Origin of the sequence: Lacibacter luteus, assembly GCF_004118265.1 — a bacterium.
In the GTDB taxonomy this organism is placed as follows: Bacteria; Bacteroidota; Bacteroidia; order Chitinophagales; family Chitinophagaceae; genus Lacibacter; species Lacibacter luteus.
On the sequence record NZ_SDHW01000003.1, the window covers coordinates 470,388 to 491,792 of the forward strand.

The window sequence follows — 21,405 nt, forward strand, 5'->3', positions numbered from 1 at the left end:
TTACGTATTGTTACAGCAGTAATAATTATGGAAGCAATTATTAAGGTTAGCCATCTTACAAAAACATTTCGTGAATTAACCGCAGTTAACGATCTCTCCTTTACCGTACAAAAAGGCGATGTATATGGTTTCCTCGGGCAAAATGGTGCAGGTAAATCAACCAGCATCCGCATGCTTTTAACTTTAATACAACCTACCAGTGGCAGCATTGAAGTTTTTGGTTACAATCTGCAACATCACCGAAAAGAAATCCTGCGCAATACGGGTGCAGTTATTGAACGGCCCGATCTTTACAAATATTTATCGGCTTACGAAACGCTTCAGTTGTTTGCAGCCATGAGCAGTGTTAAACTCACAAGGCAGCAGTATATGGATCAGCTGGAGCTTGTAGGTTTGGCGCAACGTGCCAACAGCAAAGTGCGTACGTTTTCGCAGGGTATGAAACAGCGCTTAGGCATTGCCGTTGCATTGGTACATAATCCTGAGCTGATTGTATTGGATGAACCAACGAATGGTCTCGATCCGCAGGGTATTGCCGATATGCGTAATTTAATTTTGATGCTGCGGGAAAAGATGAAGAAAACGGTGTTGGTGTCGTCGCATTTGTTGAGCGAAGTGGAGCAGATCGCTAACCGTATGCTCATTATTGATAAAGGAAAAAAGCTGGTGGAAGGAACAGTGAGCGAATTATTTCACCCGGATGATACGGTGGTATTGATCGAAACAACCAATCAGCCGGCCTGCGAAGAATTGCTGCGCAACAGTAACTATGCAACACAGTTAATAGGTATTGATGCAGCCGGTATTGAGTTGAAGTTGCGGAAAGAAGAAGTGCCCGTGTTAACAAAGATGTTGATCGAAAACAACATCAGCATTCTGGGTATTCATGCATGCCACTCACTGGAAGATTATTTTTTAAAGATCACAACAGCCAATCAACATGTGGAGCCTTTTAAAAATTGAATTGTTTAAAGTGTTTAAACGTCCACGTACTTACATTGCGTTTATTGCAGTGTGGGCAATTGTGTCGTTAATTCAACTGGCAATTTATGTTGACGGGCCAAAGTACATGGATTTTGTTTTGCGTGATGTGAAAGAAAGTTTTGATGTAATTGGTGATCCGCTCAATGGTTATTTTGTTTGCTTTGTTATTTTACAAACCTTGTTGATACATGTGCCGTTGCTGGTAGCATTGGTAAGTGCCGATATGGTTGCAGGCGAAGCAAACATGGGCACGTTGCGTTTACTCATCAGTAAACCGGTAAGCCGTACAAAATTATTGCTGAGTAAATTTTTTGCATCGGCAATTTATGCCATCATACTGCTGATATGGATTGCCATCCTTGGTTTGTTTTTATCAATGGTAGTTTTTGGAACAGACGGATTGATCAATGCCAAGAGTTATGAGATAATTATTCTTAATGGTAATGATGTTTTCTGGCGCTATCTCTGTGCATTTGGTTTCGCAGCGCTGGCTTTAATCACTGTTTCATCGCTCGGTTTTTTCTTTTCCATATTTGCCGAAAACTCATTAGGACCAATTGTTGCAACCATGAGTGTGATTATTGTGTTTACAATTTTAACAACGCTAGATATTCCGTTGTTTCAAAGTGTAAAGGATTTTTTCTTTACCACGCACATGATTGGCTGGAAAGGGTTTTTTGAAATGAAGACGGATGCAGAAGGAATGTCGATACCGGGCACCATCCGTAACCTGCCGGCTGTATTACGAAGTGCAGGCATCCTTTTACTGCACATTCTCATCTTTACAGGGTCGGCTATTTTTATTTTTAACCGTAAAGACGTGTTAAGTTAATAGTTAAACACAATCTGCATGACAATATTCAGCAAACATAAAAACAAGGCGAACGTATTACCGGTTATGCTGGTTCTTACCTCTTACTTCTTACTTCTTACCTCATTCAACAAAGAGCTTACTGCCGATGAACTGGTGAAGAAAGTAAAAGCAAAAATGGATAAGGTGAACGATTATGTAGCTACCGGCAAAATGAAAACCGATGTGGTATTTATTAAAGCCCCTGTTGCAAACATAAAATCGTATTACAAAAAGCCGAACAGGTTTGCCATTAAACGGGATGGGGGAGTATCGTTATTACCCAAAGGCGGTGTAAGTGTAAACGTAAGTTCGTTGTTGTTAACCGATGAGTACACGGCTATTGATGCCGGTAAAACAACGCTGGGTACAACTGCAGTACGCATCATTAAATTATTGCCGTTGAGTGAGAAGAGTGATGTGGTATTAACTACAATGTATATTGATGAAGCTAATCTGCTTATTCGTAAAGCAAGTACCACTACAAAAGAAAACGGCACCTACGATATGGAAATGCAGTTTGGTAAATATGCCGATTGGGGCTTACCCGACAAAGTGGTCTTTTCTTTTAACACGAAAGATTATAAACTGCCTAAAGGAATTACATTGGAGTACGACGATGGCAGCAAAAAGCCCGAACTGCCTAAAAACAAAAAAGGAAAAGTTGAAATAACTTACAGTTCGTATGTAATAAACAAAGGCGTTACCGATGCTATGTTGAAATAGAAAAGTTGCCGGTTACAGGTTACCGGTTCCTTGTCTCTTGTTCCTTGAGCCTTGTATTTTGTTTTTTGGATTTTCCTCCCTGTTATTCTTCCGTAAGCTTTTCATCTACAGCTCTTGCCAGCATTGCAGCACTCATTTTACGCATTGGGTTTTTGCGTGCATCTGCATAACCAAGCCGGCTGCGGAATATATCGATAGCAGTAAACAATGCAGCTCTTGTACTCGACTCGTCTGCTTTTCCTTTTCCTGCAATATCAAACGCAGTTCCATGATCGGGGCTGGTGCGGATGCCGCTTAAACCTGCGGTGTAGTTTACACCTTCGCCAATGGCGAGCGATTTAAAAGGTATTAAGCCCTGGTCGTGGTACATCGCCAACACTGCATCAAATTTTTCGTATTGTCCTCTTGCGAAAAATGCATCGGAACTATATGGGCCAAAACAAAACACATCGTTCTGTTTTGCTTCTTTAATTGCTGGTTGAATTATTTCTGCTTCTTCTTTACCAATCAATCCTTCATCGCCTGCATGCGGGTTTAAACCCAGCACTGCAATTTTTGGTTTTGTAATGCCGAAATCTTTTTTCAGCGACTGGTTCATGATCTTCAGCTTACTTACAATACCCTGTTTGGTAATATGCGCAGCAACTTCTGCAACAGGTATGTGTTCGGTAACCAATGCAACTTTAATATTATCGGCCACCATAAACATCACCACATCGTTTGCTTCAAAGGCAGCTTTTAAATAAGGCGTATGCCCTGTGTATGGAAAGCTTTCGGACTGTACATTTTTTTTATGAATTGGAGCAGTAACCAATGCATCAATGTTTCCATCTTTCAAAGCCTGTACAGCATCGCTCAACGATTTAATGGCATAAGCTCCGCCTTCGTTGTTTATCTGGCCGGGTTGAATGTTTACTTCTTCTTCCCAACTGCTGAACACATTTACCGTTTTTTGGCTCAGACGTTCAAAATCTTTTATTGCCTGATAGCTGAAGTTACCTTCTGTTGCCAGTTTTTTATAAAAGTTAATGCTCTTGTTCGATGCAAATACAACCGGTATGCACAGGTCGGTAATGCGGCTGTCGTTAAGCGCTTTAATGGTTACTTCGAGGCCAATTCCGTTTAAATCGCCGGAGGTAAATCCGATAACCGGTTTTTGTTCAGCTTGGTTCATGGTTTAAAAATTACCAGCAAATGTACTGGTTTGTTTATTTACTGTTATTACGTAAGCATTTGAATGTCATTGATGCATTTTTTCCCATACAGGGAATTATCTATTGCTGTTGCGGAAATTACGGCATTTCAATGGTAAAAAAAGATTGCGTAATAAGTGGAAATTCATGACCGAAAATTATGAGTTGCGTTTGAGGGACTGTATTTTGCATTCAAATCTTGATCCCCATGAAAGCAATAATCATTGGCACAGCGCTAATGCTGTCTTCAGCACTTTCTACAGAGGCCTCTAATGGCGTATCATCTGGCAAAACTGTAATGGTTAAGCCAGTTGCAGCACAACAGGAAATTGGTTATTTCCGTATTCACAGAATGGCAAACGATGTTTCGCTCAGCTGGGTAGTTTCAAATCCTGCCGAAGTTGAATGCTTTAGCATTGAACGTTCCTTTGATGGTGTTAATTTCTACGAAATTGATGCTGTTGGATGTGATGGCGCAGCCACTCAAAAATACAGAGATAATAGCGTGTTTCCGGGTTATCTGTACTACCGTATTAAAGTAAAAAACGCCGATGGAACATCGGTTACTTCTGCAACTGAAATGATTCGCATCGTTAGTCGCAGAGGTTAAAAAATCTAAAGCTGCACAACATCGTTGTGCAGCTTTTCTTTCATTTTTTAATCCATTCTCTATGAAACAACTTCTACTCAGCTTGTTTCTTTTGTTGATAATCGGGAGCAAAAATCTTTCTGCTCAAATTACATCGCCCCAAATCAAAGCCGGTTTCGGGATAGATGCGGAATTGCGCAGCAACTTTTTCAACGGTTTTCTGCAGGTTGGTAACGATGACTGGTTTAGCCAGAACGTTGTTACAGGATCCGGTGTTGGTGAGTTCATCATCGATACAACAGGAGCTGCTTATATCGTTTCCCGTTATGCATCAACCCCATCTACACGTATGCTTCCGTTCTTCAGAAATATGCGTTTCCCGCAATTTTCTGTTGTAAACGGACGGTTGTTGATAGATGCCGTTTTTATCCGTGATCATCATGGCGATGATTCTACGGTTTTTGCTTCCGGTAGTAATAAAAACGGAATGAACCCGAATACATGGACGACTCCGGTGTCGCAAGGTATCCCCGATAAAAACGATATCCTCGATATGTTTATGCATGTTCGCAGAGAGGGTACCACCACAGCCGATTCGCTTTGGTTATTTGGTGGTGTATCGATCGATAATACTACGGGTAACCGTTATTTCGATTTTGAAATGTATCAAACAGATATTTATTACGATAAACCTTCACTCAAGTTTTATGGTTATGGTCCGGACGATGGACATACTTCCTGGCAGTTTGATGCTTCGGGAAATATTACCCGTACAGGCGATATTATTTTAACCGCAGAATATGGTAGCTCTAACCTTTCATTTATTGAAGCAAGGATATGGGTACATAAAGATGCGTTATTATCTACTCCTAATGCATTTAACTGGAGTGGGTCTTTTGATGGTGCAGGTTCTGGAGCAACTTATGGTTATGCCGGTATTACGCCCAAAACTGCGGGCAATTTTTACTCCGGCTTGCAAAGTAGTAATGGTACATGGGCAGGGCCGTTCAGTCTTGTACTGCAAAACAACTCTGTTACTACTACATATGCTGCAAAACAGTTTATGGAGTTTTCGGTAAACTTAAGCAAGCTTGGTCTTGATCCGCTGGTTACATCAAATGATATTTGTGGCCTGCCATTCAGAAGAATTCTTGTAAAGTCGAGAGCATCTACATCATTTACGGCAGAATTAAAAGACTTTGTTGGTCCGTTTAGTTTTTTCCGTGCACCAAGAGCTGATGTAGCAACCGATTTTCCGTCGTTATGCCCTGGCGGTGCAGCGGATATTTGGGTAACCAATGCGCTTGCAACTTCGCAATATACATGGTTTACCACCAATGGTAATATTGTTGGTTCAAATGTAGGCGATCGCATCAATGTCGATCAGCCGGGTACCTATGTAGTATCGCAGGTGTTGATGGATAGTTGTGGTAGTACCTATGCAACAGATACCATTCAGCTTACCATGCAAAATTTTTGCGAAGTACTTACAACAAAACCTTATAATCTTAATGCCCGTTTGCAAAACAAAACGGCGTGGGTAAACTGGAATACTTCAAGCGAAGAAGGAGTTGCTTATTATGAATTACAACGGAGTTACAATGGCAGGAATTATTATACCGTTGGTAACCGTATACCGCCACGAAGCGGAGGTGCATATCTTGAATTAGATGATTTGCAACAATGCGACCAAACGCAGGTTTTTTACAGGGTAAAATATGTTGCCTCATCGGGCGGAAAGATTTATTACACCAATGCTGTTCGCCTGTATCTACGTCGTAACAATAATTATACACTTACAGTTGCACCTAATCCTGTTCACGAACAGTTTAGAATAAGCTTTACTGCCGATCGTATGGAAAGTGCAGAAATAACCATCACCAACAGTAGTGGGGCACTGGTACACCGTACAATTGAACAAATTAAACCGGGCACCAACGAATGGCAAATAACCAATACTGCCAGTTGGAGCAACGGACAATATATTGTTCAGGTAAAACTGGGTAACGAGGTTTTCCGAAAACGCTTAATTGTTTCGCATCAATAAATCAAAAAAGCCCTCCTCTACGGGGGGCATTTTTTTTCTGCTACTTTTGCAGTGTGCAGTACACATTAAAGAAATCTCTTGGTCAGCATTTTTTAAAAGATGAAAGCATTTGCCAGCGAATAGTAGATGCTGTTTTGGAAGAACATCCGCAACGGTTGGTAGAAGTTGGTCCGGGGGCCGGCGCAATCACCAAATACTTTTTAAAGGAGTCTTCAATTGATTTTAAAGCGGTAGAACTGGATGATGAAAAGATCAGCTATCTCGAACATACATTTCCTGTAATAGCCGGCAAGCTTATTCACAAAAGTTTTCTGGATGCTGATATACCGTTCAATGACCGTTTTATGGTTGTTGGAAATTTCCCCTACAACATATCTTCTCAAATTCTTTTTAAAGTACTTGACTGGAAAGAGCAGGTAGATTGTGTGGTGGGCATGTTTCAGAAAGAAGTTGCCCAACGTGTAGCATCCAAACCCGGTAATAAAGCGTATGGTATAATAAGTGTGTTGGTACAGGCTTATTTTGATGTAGAGTATTTGTTTGATGTGGATGAAAACGCATTTAATCCGCCACCAAAAGTTAAAAGTGGTGTTATTAAACTAAAGCCGGCGAAAACAACTCCGCAAATGGCAAGCGAAGAAAAATTTAAGCTACTTGTTAAAACAGCGTTTAACCAACGAAGAAAAATGTTGCGTAACGGTGTTCGTGGCATATTTCCTGCAGAGTTTTTAAGCAACGAAATTTTTAATAAACGTGCCGAGCAATTATCTGTAGAAGATTTTGCAACGCTTACGTTTCAGATGAAATAAGATCGATCAACAACAATTTATTTACCGGTGAAAGTTATTATTACAGCAAAATGTCATCCCTATCTGCAAACAAAGCTTGAAGAAGGAGGTTACGAAGTGCATTATGCACCGGCGATTACATACGAAGAATTAACCGAACAAATTAAAGATGCAGCCGGGCTTGTCGTTTCAACCCGTGTGCGTATTGATGCTGCATTGCTGGCACAAACAACAAAGCTTATGTGGATCGGCCGCCTGGGCAGTGGTTTGGAACTGATCGATCTGCCTTTTGCAGAAAGCAAAGCTGTTAAAGTGTACAGCAGCCCCGAAGGTAATTGCGATGCTGTAGGTGAACATGCATTGGCGATGTTGCTGAATTTAATGAACAACATTAACAGCAGTTTTGAAGAAATAAAACAACACATTTGGCTGCGTGATGAAAACAGGGGAGTAGAACTCAATGGCCGCACTGTTGGCATTATTGGTTTCGGGCATACAGGCAGAGCATTTGCAAAAAAACTCCGGGGCTTTGATGTAAATATTCTTGCGCACGATAAGTACCAGTACGAGTTTGGTGGCGAACAGGTAAAAGAAGCTTCGCTTGAACAGGTGTTGCGTTACAGCGATGTTATTAGTTTGCATTTACCGTTAACAGCAGAAACACATCATTATGCAGGAAATGATTTTTTTGCGGCTGCCAAACAAAAACCTTTCTTTTTAAATACTTCCCGTGGGCGGGTACATGATACAGCTGCTGTTATTGAGGCATTAAAAAATGGATCGATTGCTGGTGCAGGATTGGATGTGCAGGAAAACGAAAAATTAAATACGTATACAAGCGAAGAGTTGCAGCAGCTCGATTGGTTGGCAGCGCAACCCAATGTTGTGCTTACGCCGCATATTGCAGGTTACACACACGAAGCTTTTTATAAAATGAGTAAAGTACTCGCCGATAAATTAGGATTGCAGTAATCAGTGCTGTATTGTAACAGGAATTTCGATGCGCATTTTTTCCCAGGCAATTGCAAGCTTATCTTCTTCAATAAAATATTGCAGGCGTTCGGTAACAGCATTGCTTTGAATGGGTTTTACTTTTACCCGAACAATATCATCTTTCGCATTATACTCATCGGTTAAATGCTGCTGGTAATTTTTGTTGAGGATAAATATCCATTCGCCATTTGAAGGAATGGTAAAGATGGCATACGTACCTGCGGCTATTTTTTTGCCTGCAATAACAAAAGGTTTATCTATTTCAATATTAGTAGCAGCATGCGCACCGGTAACCCATACTTCATCCATGGGCACTACACCGCCCCAAATAATACGTCCACGTACACCCGGCGAGTAGTAGTTGATGCGGATGTTGGCATTGCCTATTTTACCAACGGCCGCACATTTAATACTCTTTTTTGTGGTATCCTTTTTTGCGTTGGGGTTATAATTGATCTCGTTGGTTTGAGCAATTGTAAGTTTTGTACATGCTGCAAGCAATAAAAGAGTAAGAATGTATTTCATCATTATACTTTCAATAAAAGCACTAATATACGTTAACAACTAAAGAGGAATGGATATTTCTAATGTATAACCTTCGCCGGGTGATGTGGTAACAGTAGAAGTTCCTTTAAACAAGCCAAGACGTCCGTTTATGTTCTGCAGGCCAATACCATTAATCTTATTACCGGCCGTCATGCCCACACCGTTATCAGCAATTTTCATAATAAAATGATTGTTTACGGTTGCTATTTCAAAAAGTACAGATGTAGCTTTCGCATATTTTACAATATTGGTGCATTGTTCCTGCGCAATTCTGTAAATATTAATTTTAACATCGCTGTTAAGCAGCTCTTCTTTAAAATGGTCGTTGATAAATTCAACGTTTGCAGATGCAGGTTCAAGCATGTTGCCTGCAAGTTGTTTTAATTGTACTAACAGACTTTCTTTTTCAAGGTTTGGTGCAACGAATAAATGCGCTATTTTTCTGTTCTCATTAATTACATCGTTCAGGTTATTCATTGCAGTTGTAATGATCTGTTCGGTTCTTTCCGGGCTTTTCTTAACCATCGACAGTATAAGATTCGTGCTTACCAATATCTGGTTTACGTTGTCGTGTAATTCCTGGCCTATTGCATGCCTTTCTTTTTCCTGAGCCTTTAACATAGCATGGGTTATTTTTCGCTGCTCTTCAATCTGCATCCGCAATCGCTCCTGTTCAATGCGTCTTAGTTCCGATATATCTTTTCCGGTAATACAAACACCGGTTACTTCACTATTATTTATTACAGGATTAAATGTATAGTTGATCCACATAGGGGCCTTGCCCGGTTCTTCATGCATCCGGTCGAATTCAATGTGCTCACCTTTTAAAACTTTAGCAATTACAAGGCGCAGGTGTTTTTTACGATCTGCTTCAATAAAGTCGAAAATGTTTTTATTAACGATCTCTTCGTCTTCAATATTAAAAATAATGCTGTGGGTAGCTGTTTTATTCAGTGCTTTTATAGTTCCGTTTACATCGAGCAATACAAAGCCCTCCGACGTATTTTCGAAAATAGTTTTAAGGTTTTCTTCTGATTCAATTACTCTTCTTCTGCTCTCGTTTTGTTTGGTAATATCTCTTGCTATCGATGAAGCACCGGTAATAATACCGTTACTGTCATGTATTGGGGAAATACTTAACGAAACATCAATCACAGCTCCATCTTTATGTATGCGTTGTGTTTCGTAATGTTTATATACTTCTCCATCGGCAACTTTTCGTATTACAAGATCTTCTTCCTGTTTCAACGGATCTGGAATTAGTTCTCTTATATTCTTTCCGATGATCTCCTGTTCTGTATACCCAAAAATATACTCAGCTCCTTTGTTCCAGCTTGTAATATTGCCTTCGGGTGATTGACTGACGATTGCATCGTCTGATGAATTAATGATGGAAGTAAAAAGTATCCGTTTTTCTTCGGCAACCTTTCGGTCGGTAATATCAACAGAAAGGATAAAGATGCCTTCGGGAATCGGTTGAATACTCAGTTCAAACCAATACTTTGTTTTGTCGGGGAATTCAAACTCAGATTCAAGATGCGTTGCTTTACGGGTACTAAAACATTTTTCAAGCTCCCTGTATAATGCTGTTTGTTCTACACCGGGATATAATTCCGGTATTGTGCGTCCATCGAGGAGTTCTTCTTTTGTATACTTACTTTGTTTAACAAGGGCATTGTTTACATAAATGTAGCGCCAGTCGAAACCAATCAGCTGTGCACCTTCAAGCATATTGTCGAGTGTGTGGCGAAACTGTTCCTCGCTTGCAATTAATTTCTGTTCAGAAATTTTTCGCATGGTTACGTCTCTGAAATTGGCCACAACTGCATTGATGCCATCTACATGTAAAAGGTTGGTTAATGTGCCCTCACACCAGTAATAATATCCTTTAGCATGTTGCACTCTGCTAATAAATTCCACAGGCGTGCCGGGATGATTCAGCGCCTCGGCAAACTTACCCTGTATCACCGGGAGGTCTTCCGGATGTGCAAGACCGATCGCATATTCATCACTTGTATGTCCGGTAATACGATAGCCTGTAGGGCTACGGTAAATAAGGTTTGAGCGTTCATCGGTCATAGCAATCCCCTCAGCACTATGTTCAATCAGTAGCCGAAAACGTTTTTCACTTTTAATTAATTCATCTGTACGTATCTTAATCTTTTGTTCAAGATCGTCATTGATTTTTCGTAATTGTTCCTCGAGTGTTTTTCGTAAGCTGATGTCTTTTATAACGAAGAGTAAAGAGGTAATTTCACCAGCTTCATTTCGTACAGCATTGGCAGTTACATCGCCAGTAAACGAACTTCCATCTTTACGGAAATACTCTTCTTCTCCTTTCCACCCGCCAGTTTCAAATACTTCCTGTTCAATGTGTAAAATCTTTTCAGGCGAAAACCTGATCATACCTAATTCAATTGCTGTTTTGCCAATTGCTTCTTCTTTTGAGTAGCCCAATGTTTTTTCCGATCCTTCATTCCAGCTGATGATCCGTTTATCAAGTCCACGAGACATGATGGCATCCGAAGAATGTTCTACCATGTTGGCAAGGTGTTGTACCTGTGCGCTAAGTTCTTTTTGCAGAGTAATATCAAAGTTAACCGATACATAGCCCGTAATTACACCTTTTGCATCCTTAATTGTAGTAGACGATGATCGTACAAAAATTATTTTACCCGATTTTGTAACACGTTTTAATTCTCCCGACCAGTAATCATTTTTTGCAATCTCTTTAAGAGCAACAGCTATTTCTTCTTCGCTTATGTGGGTTTGCAAAAGGGTATTAACATCTTTTCCGAGTGCTTCCAAACTGCTGTACTCAAATAGTTTTTCTGCACCTTTATTCCAGCTTGTAATTCTTCTGTCTGCATCTATTATATAAATAGCATCGTGTGCTTCATTGATTTGTCTTGTTAATAGTTCAAGGTGTTTTTGCGTTTTTCTTCTGTTTTTAATATCGTTGTAGATATTGTAAAGAAAAAAGAATGAGAGGATTAAAACCCCGAGCAAAACACTGTATAAAATAAAATTTAGTTGAAAGAGCCGGGTATTTGTTGCCGATTTTTTTAGCTGCAGCATGGCAATCTCTGTTGCTTCCAATTTGTTGCAAAGCGAATCAATTTTATCCGTATAAAATTTTCCTTTTCCGCTTTCAACAAGTTTAATGGCTGCCGGCAAACCTGCTTTTACCCTTGTTTCAACCATCTGCTGCGAAAAGCTAATGCGTTCTTTTATGTAATAGCTGATAGAATCTAGCTGTTGCCGGTTGTTATTATCTGTATTAAGCAACTGTTGGAGTAAGGCAAGTTCTTTTTTAAAGTCATTTTCAGATTTGTACAACGGATCCAGAAACTCTTTTTTACCTGTAATAACAAAACCTCTCGAACCGGTTTCGTTTTCATAGGCAAGCAGTACCAATTTCTGAATATGAAATAATACCTGTTCTGTATGCGAAACAGATAAAGATGCTTCTTTAACATTCTTCGATTGCCTTACCGTTACGTATAACACAATTGCAAGGCTTGCAAAAAGCAAGATTGCAGCAAGCGACAAGGTTTTATTAACCGATATTTTTATCATAGTTACAACTGGCAGAATGTGATCAATCTTCTGTCTTAAGTAGGCTCAAACTTATAGTTGCTTTAAAGGTTACCGCCGGAATTTCTTGAGTTTGGAATGCAGAAACTCAGGAAAAATTAAAAATCAGGCGTATTGGTTGTATTTAACAAAGAAATACTGATTTTAAATTTAGCAATTTTTATATGTAAATAAAAAGAGAAGAGGAATAAAAAATGAAGGCAGGTTGCATTTTGCAGCACTTCTTTTCTGATTTGCTTCTGTTTTTCTCAGTTGATAATCAAGAGGGGGTAGAAAATGCGGGGCAGGCGTATACATGTAAGTAAAGCAGTCTCTTTTAAAAAGTCAAACCCCAATTATCAGTACTTAAACGAAGCCAAACAACTGTTTTTGGTTTCCAAAAAAACTTTACTTTTGTACTTAACAAAACAGCAACGCTTCAAACTATCTTGAGGCGTTGTTATTTTTTTGTACTACTACGCCGAAAATAAAGAGAATAAAATTTGTTGGCTATGTAGTATAAGTATAACCACAAAGCAAGGAGGATTTATGAGCGTACAATATGTTACGAAAGAAACACTGGAAAAACTGCAAGCCGAACTGCAACATATGCGTGGAGTGGAACGCCCTGCAGCGTCGAGAGCAATTGCCGAAGCACGTGAAAAAGGCGATTTAAAAGAGAATGCAGAATATGATGCTGCAAAGGAAGCGCAGGGTTTGCTCGAAGCAAAGATCAGCCAGTTAGAAGGCGTTATTGCCAATGCCCGTATTGTAGATGAAAGCACTATCGATACAAGTCGTGTGGCTATCTTAACAAAAGTGACCATTACCAATATTGCAACTAATAAAAAGATCACCTACCAGATTGTTAGTGAAAAGGAAGCCGATCTGAAAGCTGGAAAAATTTCGGTTTCATCGCCTATTGGCAAAGGTTTACTTGGTAAAGAAGTGGGCGATGTGGCCGAAGTACAGGTGCCTGCAGGTATGGTGAAGTTCAGAATTGAAGAAATTACTGTGTAAGGTTGAAGGTTTAAGGCGAAAGCTGTAGGGTTAGTTACGCAACTGTCAGCTTGAAACAAACAATCGGCATTTAATAAACGAAAACAGTATGAGCAGCATTTTTTCAAAAATCATTGCAGGCGATATTCCTTCGTATAAAATTGCAGAGAACGAACAGTTTTATGCATTCCTCGATATTTTTCCGTTGGTAGAAGGACATACTTTGGTTGTGCCAAAAAAAGAAACGGATAAGTTGTTTGATGTTAGCGATGAGGAATTAGCAGCTTTGCTTGTATTTGCCAAACCAATTGCCAAAGCAATGGAAGCAGTTTTTCCCTGCGACAGAGTTGGCATTTCGGTTGTTGGCCTGGAAGTACCACATGCACATGTACACCTGGTGCCGATTAACAGTGCAGATGATCTTAATTTTACACGGCCGAAATTAAAGTTGACGGCTGAGCAAATGCAGGCAACACAACAAAAAATACTCGACCAACTAAATCAACAGTAAGCATGAACGAAGTTCAATACGATAAATACGGTTATAAGAAGAAGGGTGGTAAACGAAATCCCCGTCCTCAATTAGTTACAGTTTTTTGTGTCTTGCTGTTTGCCTGGGGCTTGTGGGAAATCGCATCGTCCTATACAGGCAATACAGCTTTAAACAAAAGTGGTGTAGATACATTGTATCCCGCTGTAAATGCGCTGATGATGGTGTTCTCATTTGTGGCATTAAGCGGAGTGTGGAGTATGGAAAAATGGGGGCCGATCAGCTTTGTTATTGTTGTGGCATTAAAAATTGTTGTTGATTTATTATTCGGACATTTCAACCCGATCTATTTTGTTGGTTTTATCCCTGCAGCATTATTCCTGCTGAACATGAAAAAAATGCGGCGCACAGATTAGATAGCTGATGTAGTCAAGCTCTCTGCTTTATTGATTCATTTCTTTTTTACACGTGCAGGATTTTGTTTTACAAAATCTTCCCAGTTTTTTACTTTTCCCAATCCCTTCAACAAAGGTTTGCTTGTTTGAAAGTGATGGCATAAAGCAACCGACAGTGCATCGGTAGCATCAAAGTATTTTGGTTTGGCTTTAAACTGTAAATGCTGTTGCAGCATTTGCCAAACCTGCTCTTTATCGGCATTACCATTACCGGTTACCGATTGTTTTACTTTTTTGGGAGAGTATTCTGTAACTGATAAACCAGAACTCATCGCTGTAGCAATGGCAACGCCTTGTGCCCGCCCCAGCTTCAGCATACTCTGCACGTTTTTTCCAAAAAAGGGCGCTTCAATCGCAAAGTCGGTAGGGTGGTGATGTTCGATGATCTCTTTTACTTTTTCGTGAATCAATTGCAGGCGCAGATAAATGTCTTTGTGCTTTGCCAGCTTCAGCACATCCATTTCAATTAAATGCAGTTTTTGCTGCTGTATACCAATAAGTCCGTAACCCATTACTACAGTACCCGGATCGATACCCAATATGATTTTAGAAAAACTTTGCAAGGAGCAGATTATTTTTGACCAAAATAAACAGAAACTGAACAGGAACTTCAAAATCATTGTCAATTACTTTCTTGGCCCCGTACTTTTTGTGTGGATCAGCGTTTCGCTGTATAACCAGGTAAAACAACAGCCTGATCTGCCCAATGCATGGCTACAGGTAAAACAGGCTTTTTACGGAGCAAACAGCTGGATGCTGTGGTTAGGAATTTTATTGATGCCTGTTAACTGGGGATTGGAAGCATATAAATGGTACTTGCTGGTAAATAAGTTACAGCCATTTTCATTCAGCAAAGCATACGAGTCGGTATTGAGTGGTTTGTCGCTTGCCATGAATACACCCAACCGTGTGGGTGAGTATGGTGGCCGTATTGTTTACCTGCAACCACAAAACCGTTTAAAAGGGGTTGCACTTACATTGGTAAGCAGTGTGGGCCAGCTTTTGATCACTTTAGTTTGCGGGTTAGTGGCCTTGTTGCTCATGCGTAAACAAATTCAACTGGTACAGCTTGACGGTAATCATTTATCGGGCATATTGCTTCAGGTATTTTTATGGTCGGTGTTGTTTTTTATTGGTATTACCGCACTCTTTTTTTTCCGGATGCAGTTACTGGCGAAGATGCTGCAATGGATTCCATGGTTGAAAGAAAAGTTAGCGTTTGCAACTGTACTCGATTACTTAAATAACAAGACTTATTACAGCATATTATTTTATTCTTTTTTACGTTTTGTTGTTTTTGCCTTGCAATACGTTTTAATATGGCAGGCATTACGGGTAAATTTGCCCTGGTGGGAAGGTTTTTGGAGCATTGCATTAATTTTCCTGGTAATGGCTATTGTACCGAGCTTTGCCATTGCTGATGTGGGCATCCGTGGTAAAGTGGCCATTGCAATTATAGGTGTGTTTAGCGCCAATACATTGGCAATACTTGCAGGCAGCGTGTTGGTGTGGTTATTGAACCTTGTGTTGCCCGCCCTGGTAGGTAGTTTGTTGCTGCTGTCGATAAAAATATTTAAGGAACGATGAAACCATCTGTGCAAAAGCATTGTCTATATACAAAATCTGCCGGGAGGATCCGGCCAAGTGGAATTGAAAAGCATTAAAACCTGTGGCATGAAGAGCATTGTAGTATTGTTAAGTTTTTTATTACTGTCGTTTACAAACCAGCCAACCGTAACAGGCGACGAATTTTGTGGAAATATCCGTAATACAGCCTGGCACGCAGGCGAATCAATAAACTATCATGTGTATTACACGCTTGCAGGAATTTATGTTTATGGCGGCGAAGCAAATTTCAATATCTACAATGAACGTTACAATGGTAAGCCCGTTTATCATTTAGTGGGCGATGGTAAAACAAACTCCTTTTTTGATGGATTCTTTAAAGTGCGGGATAAATACGAAAGTTATATTGACACCGCTACTTTGCAACCATACAAGTTTGTACGTAATATGCTTGAAGGTGATTTTAAAAAATTTGAAACCGTAACGTTTAATCAGCAGGCAAACACAGCCACATCGCAGGGCGGAACATTTAAAACACCTGAATGTATACAGGATGTATTAAGTGCCATATACTATTCACGTAATATCGACTTTAATAAATACAAACCCGGCGATCGCATACCTTTCAATATGTTTATTGATGATAAGACGTATGGGTTATACATACGCTATCTCGGTAAAGAAAAAATAAAAACCAAGTACGGAAAGTTTAATGCCATTAAGTTTAAGCCTCTTTTAATTGAGGGTACCATTTTTAAAGGTGGTGAAAAAATGACGGTGTGGGTAAGTGATGATGCCAACCGTATTCCTGTACGTATTGAAAGCCCCATTTCTGTAGGTAGTGTAAAAGTGGATATGATGGGTTACAAGAATACACGGTATAAATTAACCGGCCTCATCAGTACGAAATAGTTAGAGGTAAGGTACAATAGTGAGAGTGAGTCCTGAGCGAACCCGATAGCTACCGGGTCGAAGGACGGTTCTGTAACTATACTTCTTCCAAACGAAAACTCTCCTTCATTCTTATTCCTTTCTCTGTTTGATGCACCGTACAGCATTCGATCTTCGGATCGTGTTCAAAGAACAGGATATAATCATTCTCCACAGCTTCGGTTAAGAACGCTTTCTTCTCACTCAACGTTGTAAGCGGAAACATATCATACGCCATTACATACGGAATAGGAATATGTGCAGCTGCAGGAAGCAAGTCGGCCATGTACACAATCGTTTTACCCTTGTAGTTGATCTGCGGCAGCATCATACTTTCGGTATGACCACTTACAAAACGAACAGAGATATTTTCGTTAAACACCGAAGATGATAGCTGGTGGAACTTCCGTTCGCCCGGAACAATAAATTTCAACTGACCGCTTTCTTCTATCGGCAGAATGTTTTCTTTGAGGAAAGATGCTTTTTCCCTGTCGTTTGGTTGTGTAGCCCATTTCCAATGTGCTTCATTACTCCAGTAAGTTGCGTTCTTAAATGCAGTTACCAATTTGCCATCAACCAGATCAACAGCTCCACCACAATGATCGAAATGTAAGTGGGTAAGAATTACATCAGTTATATCATCTTTACTGAAACCATGTTTTGCCAATGATTTCTCCAGTGTGTCATCGCCATGCAAATAATAATGGCTCCAGAATTTTTCATCCTGTTTGGTACCGTTACCTGTATCAACCAATATCAACCGATCTCCATCTTGTATTAATAAACAACGCAAGGCCCAGCTGCACAGATTATTTTCATCAGCAGGGTTTAGTTTGTTCCACATACTTTTTGGCACCACACCAAACATAGCACCGCCATCTAATTTAAAATAACCGGTATCGATCGTATAAAGTTTCATGACAATGCAGTTTGTTCTTTACGTTGTGTACGCAAGGTATGCCAAAGAAATACAAGACCCAGTACAAAGAATATGATGAGTACCAGTATGGAGTTACGCATATTCTTCGTAATGCCTTCAATAAAACCAAAAGAGAACAGACCGATAACAATGGCAAACTTTTCTGTTACATCATAAAAGCTAAAGAACGAAGTAGTATCTTTTGTTGCAGGCATCAGCTTGGCGTATGTTGCACGGCTCAATGCCTGTATGCCACCCATTACCAAACCAACAAACGAAGCAACAATATAAAAATGCATTTCAGTCTGAATATAATAACCACCAACACATGCACATATCCACAACAACACGGTAAAAATGAGTACCTGTATATTACCAAACCTTCCGGAAAGTCTCGACATTAGCAACGCACCAAGAATTGCAACAAGCTGTAGCAGCACAGCTGTAATGATCAGCTTTACATTTTCAAGGTTCAGAACCTTAATGCCGAAATCAATGGCAACGAGCAACACTGTTTGCACACCCATGCTGTAGAAGAAAAAAGCTGTTAAGAAACGTTTCAGCACAGGCATATTCGCAACCTGTTTCCACACCAATCGTAATTCATGAAAACCATTTACCAGCACATGCTTTTTTAATTTACGTTCGGTTTTGTTGCTTTGGTTGGGTAAACGGCTGAAGGGAATTTGTGCAAACACAACCCACCAAACACCAACCAACAGGAACGTGATCTTTAAAGGAAGTGCAGGATTTTCTTTCATTACTACCACCAATGCAAAGCCCACCATCTGCAACAAAACACTGCCGATATAACCCATAGTAAAACCTTTTGCACTGATGCGGTCCATATCTTCTTCGGCTGCTATTTCCGGTAAGTAAGAGTTGTAAAACACCTGCGAACCATAAAACCCAATACCTGCAAACATGAAACAAACAAGCCCGAGTGTTACATGATCTTTATCAAAAAAGAACATGGTAGAACAACTGATGGCGCCGAGGTAACAAAAGAACCGCATGAAGTTTTTCTTATTGCCTTTATAATCGGCAATAGAAGAAAGAATAGGTGATAACAATGCAATGAGCAGGAAACCAAAGGCTAACACATAATCCTTCAACTCTGTGTTTACAAATGTTCTTCCGAGAAAAGTGATACCGTCAGGGAAGTTTTTTATACCTGTTACGGCTGCATAGTAGGCCGGAAAAAAAGTAGTGGTAATAACAAGATTGTAAACACTGTTGGCCCAATCGTACATGGCCCAACCGTTTACTATTTTTTTAGAAGCAGTCTGCATAAGATGGTTTTAAGTGGAGCAGGTATAACCCTGTTCTATGAAAATAGCACAATAAACCGAAATGTTATTTCAGGTAACCGGTCATGAACAGGATGAGGAGAATGATACCCGCAATAATTCTGTACCAACCAAACAAACGGAACCCATGCTTCTGCAGAAAGCCGATAAAGAATTTAATGGCCAGCATCGCTACAACAAAGGCCACCACATTACCAATAATGAAGGCCTGGGTATTTTGTGTTGATGAAAGAATAAGATCGTAGCCTTTCATTTCAACACCATTCTCGTTCCAGTCTTTTAAGAATAATGAATAACCGGTAGCAGCTGCCATGGTCGGCACAGCAAGAAAGAACGAGAATTCAGCAGCCAATGAACGTGTAAGCTTTTGCTGCATACCACCAATTATGCTGGCTGCACTGCGGCTTACCCCGGGTATCATGGCAACACATTGCCACAAACCAATGATGAATGCTTTGCCAAAGGAGATATCTTTTTCTTCGCTGATGGTATGTTGCTTGAAAATATTATCAATGAACAGTAAAACAACACCGCCTATCAACAATGTAATGGAAACAGTCAGCGGACTTTCAAGTAATGCATCTATCTGATCGCTGAAGAGTTTGCCCAGCACCAGTGCCGGTATTACAGCAACAATGAGCTTTGCATAAAATTGCCAGTTCTGAACCTGTATAAATTTTTTCCAGTATAAAACAACAACACTGAGGATAGCTCCCAGCTGTATAGCAACAGTAAACAGTTTGGTAAAATTGGTTGGGGGTACATTCATCAAACGCTCGGCAAGGATCATGTGGCCGGTAGAAGAAACAGGAAGATATTCAGTTAAACCTTCTACGATTGCGATGATGATGGATTCAATTGTATTCACGAAGAGAAATTTGAGAAGTTGAAAATTTGAGAATTTGAAAATGAAAAAAGCCAATTCAAAAATTCGAAATCAATTTTCAAATTTTCAAATTGGCTCATCTTCAAATTATATAGCTTACTCTTTTGGTTTTTTCATAATGGCGTAGATCTCCAGGATCAAACCACCAATAATCAAAATGGGAGCAAGTGTAATACGACGGAAGCTGTACACTTCCTCTTTATTGAACACATTGGGGTCGGCACTTTTGCCACCGATCATTAACAGGAAACCGGCAAGCATTACCACGCCGCCAATCAACATCCACTTATAGTTTTCTTTTGTAAAAATGCCTGCAATTTTTTTCTGGCTCATAGTCTCGTTTTGAGGGGTGCAATATAAGGATTTTGGGGTAGTTGATGGATCATGGTTCATAGTTCATGGAAAAAACAAAGGCGGTCTTTCTATGAACCATGAACTATTAACTATGAACTAATACAATTCATCCAACTTCATCCGCAAATACTTCATTACGCTGCGGTGTGTGCTGTACAACGAAATACCTACACCAATTACAATGATGGAGCCAAAGAGAATGAGATAGATCTTCGGATCACGAAGCGCTTTCATATCCGGAATATAACTTTCGGCCCAGGTAATAACTGCCCATATAGCTGCAATGGCAATGCCTGCGCTGATGAGACCGTTCACAATAGCCCGCACATTCATTGGTTTTACAATAAACCCACGGGTAGCGCCCACCATCTGCATGGTTTTAATCAAAAAACGGTTGCTGAACATGGCCAGGCGAATGGTTGTGTCAATCGACACAATAACGATGGCGCTGAGTAAAATTGCCACCACCAGCAAGGCCAATCCAATCTTCCTGGCCCTGTCGTTAAGCGATGTTACAAGGTCTTTGGGGTATTGTATTTCGCTGATAACACCGGGGAATTTGCTGTTGAGGTCGGCTGTAATTTTATCCAGGCTGTCTTTTTGCACATAATCGGCTTTGGCAAAAAAGTCGATGCTTTCGGGCAGGGGATTCTCATCGAGAATCTTATCCCAGCTTTCGTTGCCGTCTTTATTATAAATTTCTTTGGCCATTTCTTTATTTACATAGGCCGAAGATTTTACATAGGGCTGCGCCGCTACGTAGGTTGTTAAACTGTCGATCGATTTTTTGTTGGTGGTGCTCAGCCATGCATGAAACTGGATGTTTTCACGCAGGGTGTTACCCACTTTTTGAAAATTTAAGAAGATCCATCCTAAAATACCGAGAATGAAGAGCACCAGGGCCACACCAATGATACTGTAGAGGTAAGATGGTTTGGAACGTTTCATCGATGCTTTGTTCGGTTGTTGCGCCATGCCGTAAAATTTTGTAAGTTCTTGAAAATGAAAAATCCCGCCCTACACAGGATACGGGCAAATTTAGCAGAAATCTCCTGCACAAGCCCCGTAATCCTTAATTTTGTTGCCCGTAAAACGGGTGCTTTCTGTACTTATTTTACGGGTGGTGCAGAAATGCTGCATAAAGAAGTTTTTTTAAGTCTTCTTTCACAGCTTTGGGCATCGTTCCTTGCGTCGCACACTTCGG

Annotated in this window: 21 protein-coding genes; 12 read left to right on the plus strand and 9 right to left on the minus strand. The window is 40.1% G+C overall.

What is annotated here, in order from left to right:
* Window positions 1-27 precede the first annotated feature (27 nt).
* Genes ESA94_RS13065 through ESA94_RS13075 form a run of 3 tightly spaced genes read left to right on the plus strand, consistent with a single transcriptional unit; the run spans window position 28 to window position 2,560 of the window.
* Window positions 28-963, plus strand: coding sequence for an ABC transporter ATP-binding protein (locus tag ESA94_RS13065; RefSeq protein WP_129131347.1), 936 nt, complete (start codon window positions 28-30; stop codon window positions 961-963).
* On the plus strand, window positions 941-1,816 hold the full coding sequence (locus tag ESA94_RS13070; RefSeq protein WP_129131348.1) for an ABC transporter permease: 876 nt from the start codon (window positions 941-943) through the stop codon (window positions 1,814-1,816). The genes ESA94_RS13065 and ESA94_RS13070 overlap by 23 nt, the downstream gene beginning before the upstream one ends.
* A gap of 18 nt (window positions 1,817-1,834) precedes the next feature.
* Window positions 1,835-2,560, plus strand: coding sequence for a hypothetical protein (locus ESA94_RS13075; protein WP_129131349.1), 726 nt, complete (start codon window positions 1,835-1,837; stop codon window positions 2,558-2,560).
* Window positions 2,561-2,642: 82 nt separating this feature from the next.
* Here the strand turns inward: ESA94_RS13075 and pdxA are convergent, their stop codons facing one another.
* Complete coding sequence (pdxA, locus tag ESA94_RS13080) at window positions 2,643-3,734, minus strand: 4-hydroxythreonine-4-phosphate dehydrogenase PdxA (protein WP_129131350.1); 1,092 nt, start codon at window positions 3,732-3,734, stop codon at window positions 2,643-2,645.
* A gap of 227 nt (window positions 3,735-3,961) precedes the next feature.
* On the opposite strand from pdxA, the gene ESA94_RS13085 reads away from it, so the two are divergent.
* The 4 genes from ESA94_RS13085 to ESA94_RS13100 all read left to right on the plus strand — a co-directional run bounded on the left by ESA94_RS13085 (window position 3,962) and on the right by ESA94_RS13100 (window position 8,149).
* Window positions 3,962-4,363: a hypothetical protein gene (locus ESA94_RS13085; RefSeq protein ID WP_129131351.1), complete on the plus strand. Its 402-nt coding sequence runs from the start codon at window positions 3,962-3,964 to the stop codon at window positions 4,361-4,363.
* Window positions 4,364-4,424: 61 nt separating this feature from the next.
* Complete coding sequence (locus ESA94_RS13090) at window positions 4,425-6,389, plus strand: T9SS type A sorting domain-containing protein (protein WP_129131352.1); 1,965 nt, start codon at window positions 4,425-4,427, stop codon at window positions 6,387-6,389.
* 53 nt (window positions 6,390-6,442) lie between these two features.
* A complete protein-coding gene (gene rsmA, locus ESA94_RS13095) occupies window positions 6,443-7,198 on the plus strand; it encodes a 16S rRNA (adenine(1518)-N(6)/adenine(1519)-N(6))-dimethyltransferase RsmA (protein ID WP_129131353.1) in 756 nt (251 codons plus the stop codon).
* A 27-nt stretch (window positions 7,199-7,225) separates the two neighbouring features.
* A complete protein-coding gene (locus ESA94_RS13100; RefSeq protein WP_240671054.1) occupies window positions 7,226-8,149 on the plus strand; it encodes an NAD(P)-dependent oxidoreductase in 924 nt (307 codons plus the stop codon).
* Here the strand turns inward: ESA94_RS13100 and ESA94_RS13105 are convergent, their stop codons facing one another.
* Together ESA94_RS13105 and ESA94_RS13110 are read right to left on the minus strand one after the other, a co-directional pair.
* Window positions 8,150-8,698, minus strand: a complete 549-nt coding sequence (locus ESA94_RS13105) for a DUF2911 domain-containing protein (RefSeq protein WP_129131355.1) — start codon at window positions 8,696-8,698, stop codon at window positions 8,150-8,152.
* A 36-nt stretch (window positions 8,699-8,734) separates the two neighbouring features.
* Entirely contained in the window at window positions 8,735-12,295 is a 3,561-nt protein-coding gene (locus tag ESA94_RS13110; RefSeq protein WP_129131356.1) for a PAS domain S-box protein, read from the minus strand.
* A gap of 546 nt (window positions 12,296-12,841) precedes the next feature.
* Here ESA94_RS13110 and greA point away from each other — a divergent pair.
* The 3 genes from greA to ESA94_RS13125 all read left to right on the plus strand — a co-directional run bounded on the left by greA (window position 12,842) and on the right by ESA94_RS13125 (window position 14,197).
* Entirely contained in the window at window positions 12,842-13,312 is a 471-nt protein-coding gene (gene greA / locus ESA94_RS13115) for a transcription elongation factor GreA (protein ID WP_129131357.1), read from the plus strand.
* An 88-nt stretch (window positions 13,313-13,400) separates the two neighbouring features.
* Window positions 13,401-13,802 (plus strand): HIT family protein, encoded by a 402-nt coding sequence (locus tag ESA94_RS13120; protein WP_129131358.1) that lies wholly within the window; start codon window positions 13,401-13,403, stop codon window positions 13,800-13,802.
* A gap of 2 nt (window positions 13,803-13,804) precedes the next feature.
* A complete protein-coding gene (locus ESA94_RS13125; protein WP_129131359.1) occupies window positions 13,805-14,197 on the plus strand; it encodes a hypothetical protein in 393 nt (130 codons plus the stop codon).
* A gap of 35 nt (window positions 14,198-14,232) precedes the next feature.
* Here the strand turns inward: ESA94_RS13125 and ruvC are convergent, their stop codons facing one another.
* The gene (gene ruvC / locus ESA94_RS13130; protein WP_240671055.1) at window positions 14,233-14,799 is read right to left on the minus strand and encodes a crossover junction endodeoxyribonuclease RuvC; all 567 of its coding nucleotides are present in this window, start codon (window positions 14,797-14,799) and stop codon (window positions 14,233-14,235) included.
* Window positions 14,800-14,887: 88 nt separating this feature from the next.
* Between ruvC and ESA94_RS13135 the strand changes: the two genes are divergently transcribed.
* Complete coding sequence (locus tag ESA94_RS13135) at window positions 14,888-15,823, plus strand: lysylphosphatidylglycerol synthase domain-containing protein (protein WP_164972739.1); 936 nt, start codon at window positions 14,888-14,890, stop codon at window positions 15,821-15,823.
* An 87-nt stretch (window positions 15,824-15,910) separates the two neighbouring features.
* Window positions 15,911-16,714: a DUF3108 domain-containing protein gene (locus ESA94_RS13140; RefSeq protein ID WP_129131362.1), complete on the plus strand. Its 804-nt coding sequence runs from the start codon at window positions 15,911-15,913 to the stop codon at window positions 16,712-16,714.
* Window positions 16,715-16,790: 76 nt separating this feature from the next.
* On the opposite strand, the gene ESA94_RS13145 is transcribed toward ESA94_RS13140, so the two are convergent.
* The 5 genes from ESA94_RS13145 to ESA94_RS13165 all read right to left on the minus strand — a co-directional run bounded on the left by ESA94_RS13145 (window position 16,791) and on the right by ESA94_RS13165 (window position 21,176).
* Window positions 16,791-17,651 (minus strand): MBL fold metallo-hydrolase, encoded by an 861-nt coding sequence (locus ESA94_RS13145; RefSeq protein ID WP_129131363.1) that lies wholly within the window; start codon window positions 17,649-17,651, stop codon window positions 16,791-16,793.
* Entirely contained in the window at window positions 17,648-18,943 is a 1,296-nt protein-coding gene (locus tag ESA94_RS13150; protein WP_129131364.1) for an MFS transporter, read from the minus strand. Before ESA94_RS13150 ends, ESA94_RS13145 begins: the two co-directional genes overlap by 4 nt.
* A gap of 64 nt (window positions 18,944-19,007) precedes the next feature.
* Complete coding sequence (locus tag ESA94_RS13155) at window positions 19,008-19,829, minus strand: undecaprenyl-diphosphate phosphatase (RefSeq protein WP_129131365.1); 822 nt, start codon at window positions 19,827-19,829, stop codon at window positions 19,008-19,010.
* Between the two features lie 114 nt (window positions 19,830-19,943).
* Window positions 19,944-20,180 (minus strand): DUF3098 domain-containing protein, encoded by a 237-nt coding sequence (locus ESA94_RS13160; RefSeq protein WP_129131366.1) that lies wholly within the window; start codon window positions 20,178-20,180, stop codon window positions 19,944-19,946.
* Between the two features lie 117 nt (window positions 20,181-20,297).
* The gene (locus ESA94_RS13165) at window positions 20,298-21,176 is read right to left on the minus strand and encodes a cell division protein FtsX (RefSeq protein ID WP_129131367.1); all 879 of its coding nucleotides are present in this window, start codon (window positions 21,174-21,176) and stop codon (window positions 20,298-20,300) included.
* Window positions 21,177-21,405: the final 229 nt, after the last annotated feature.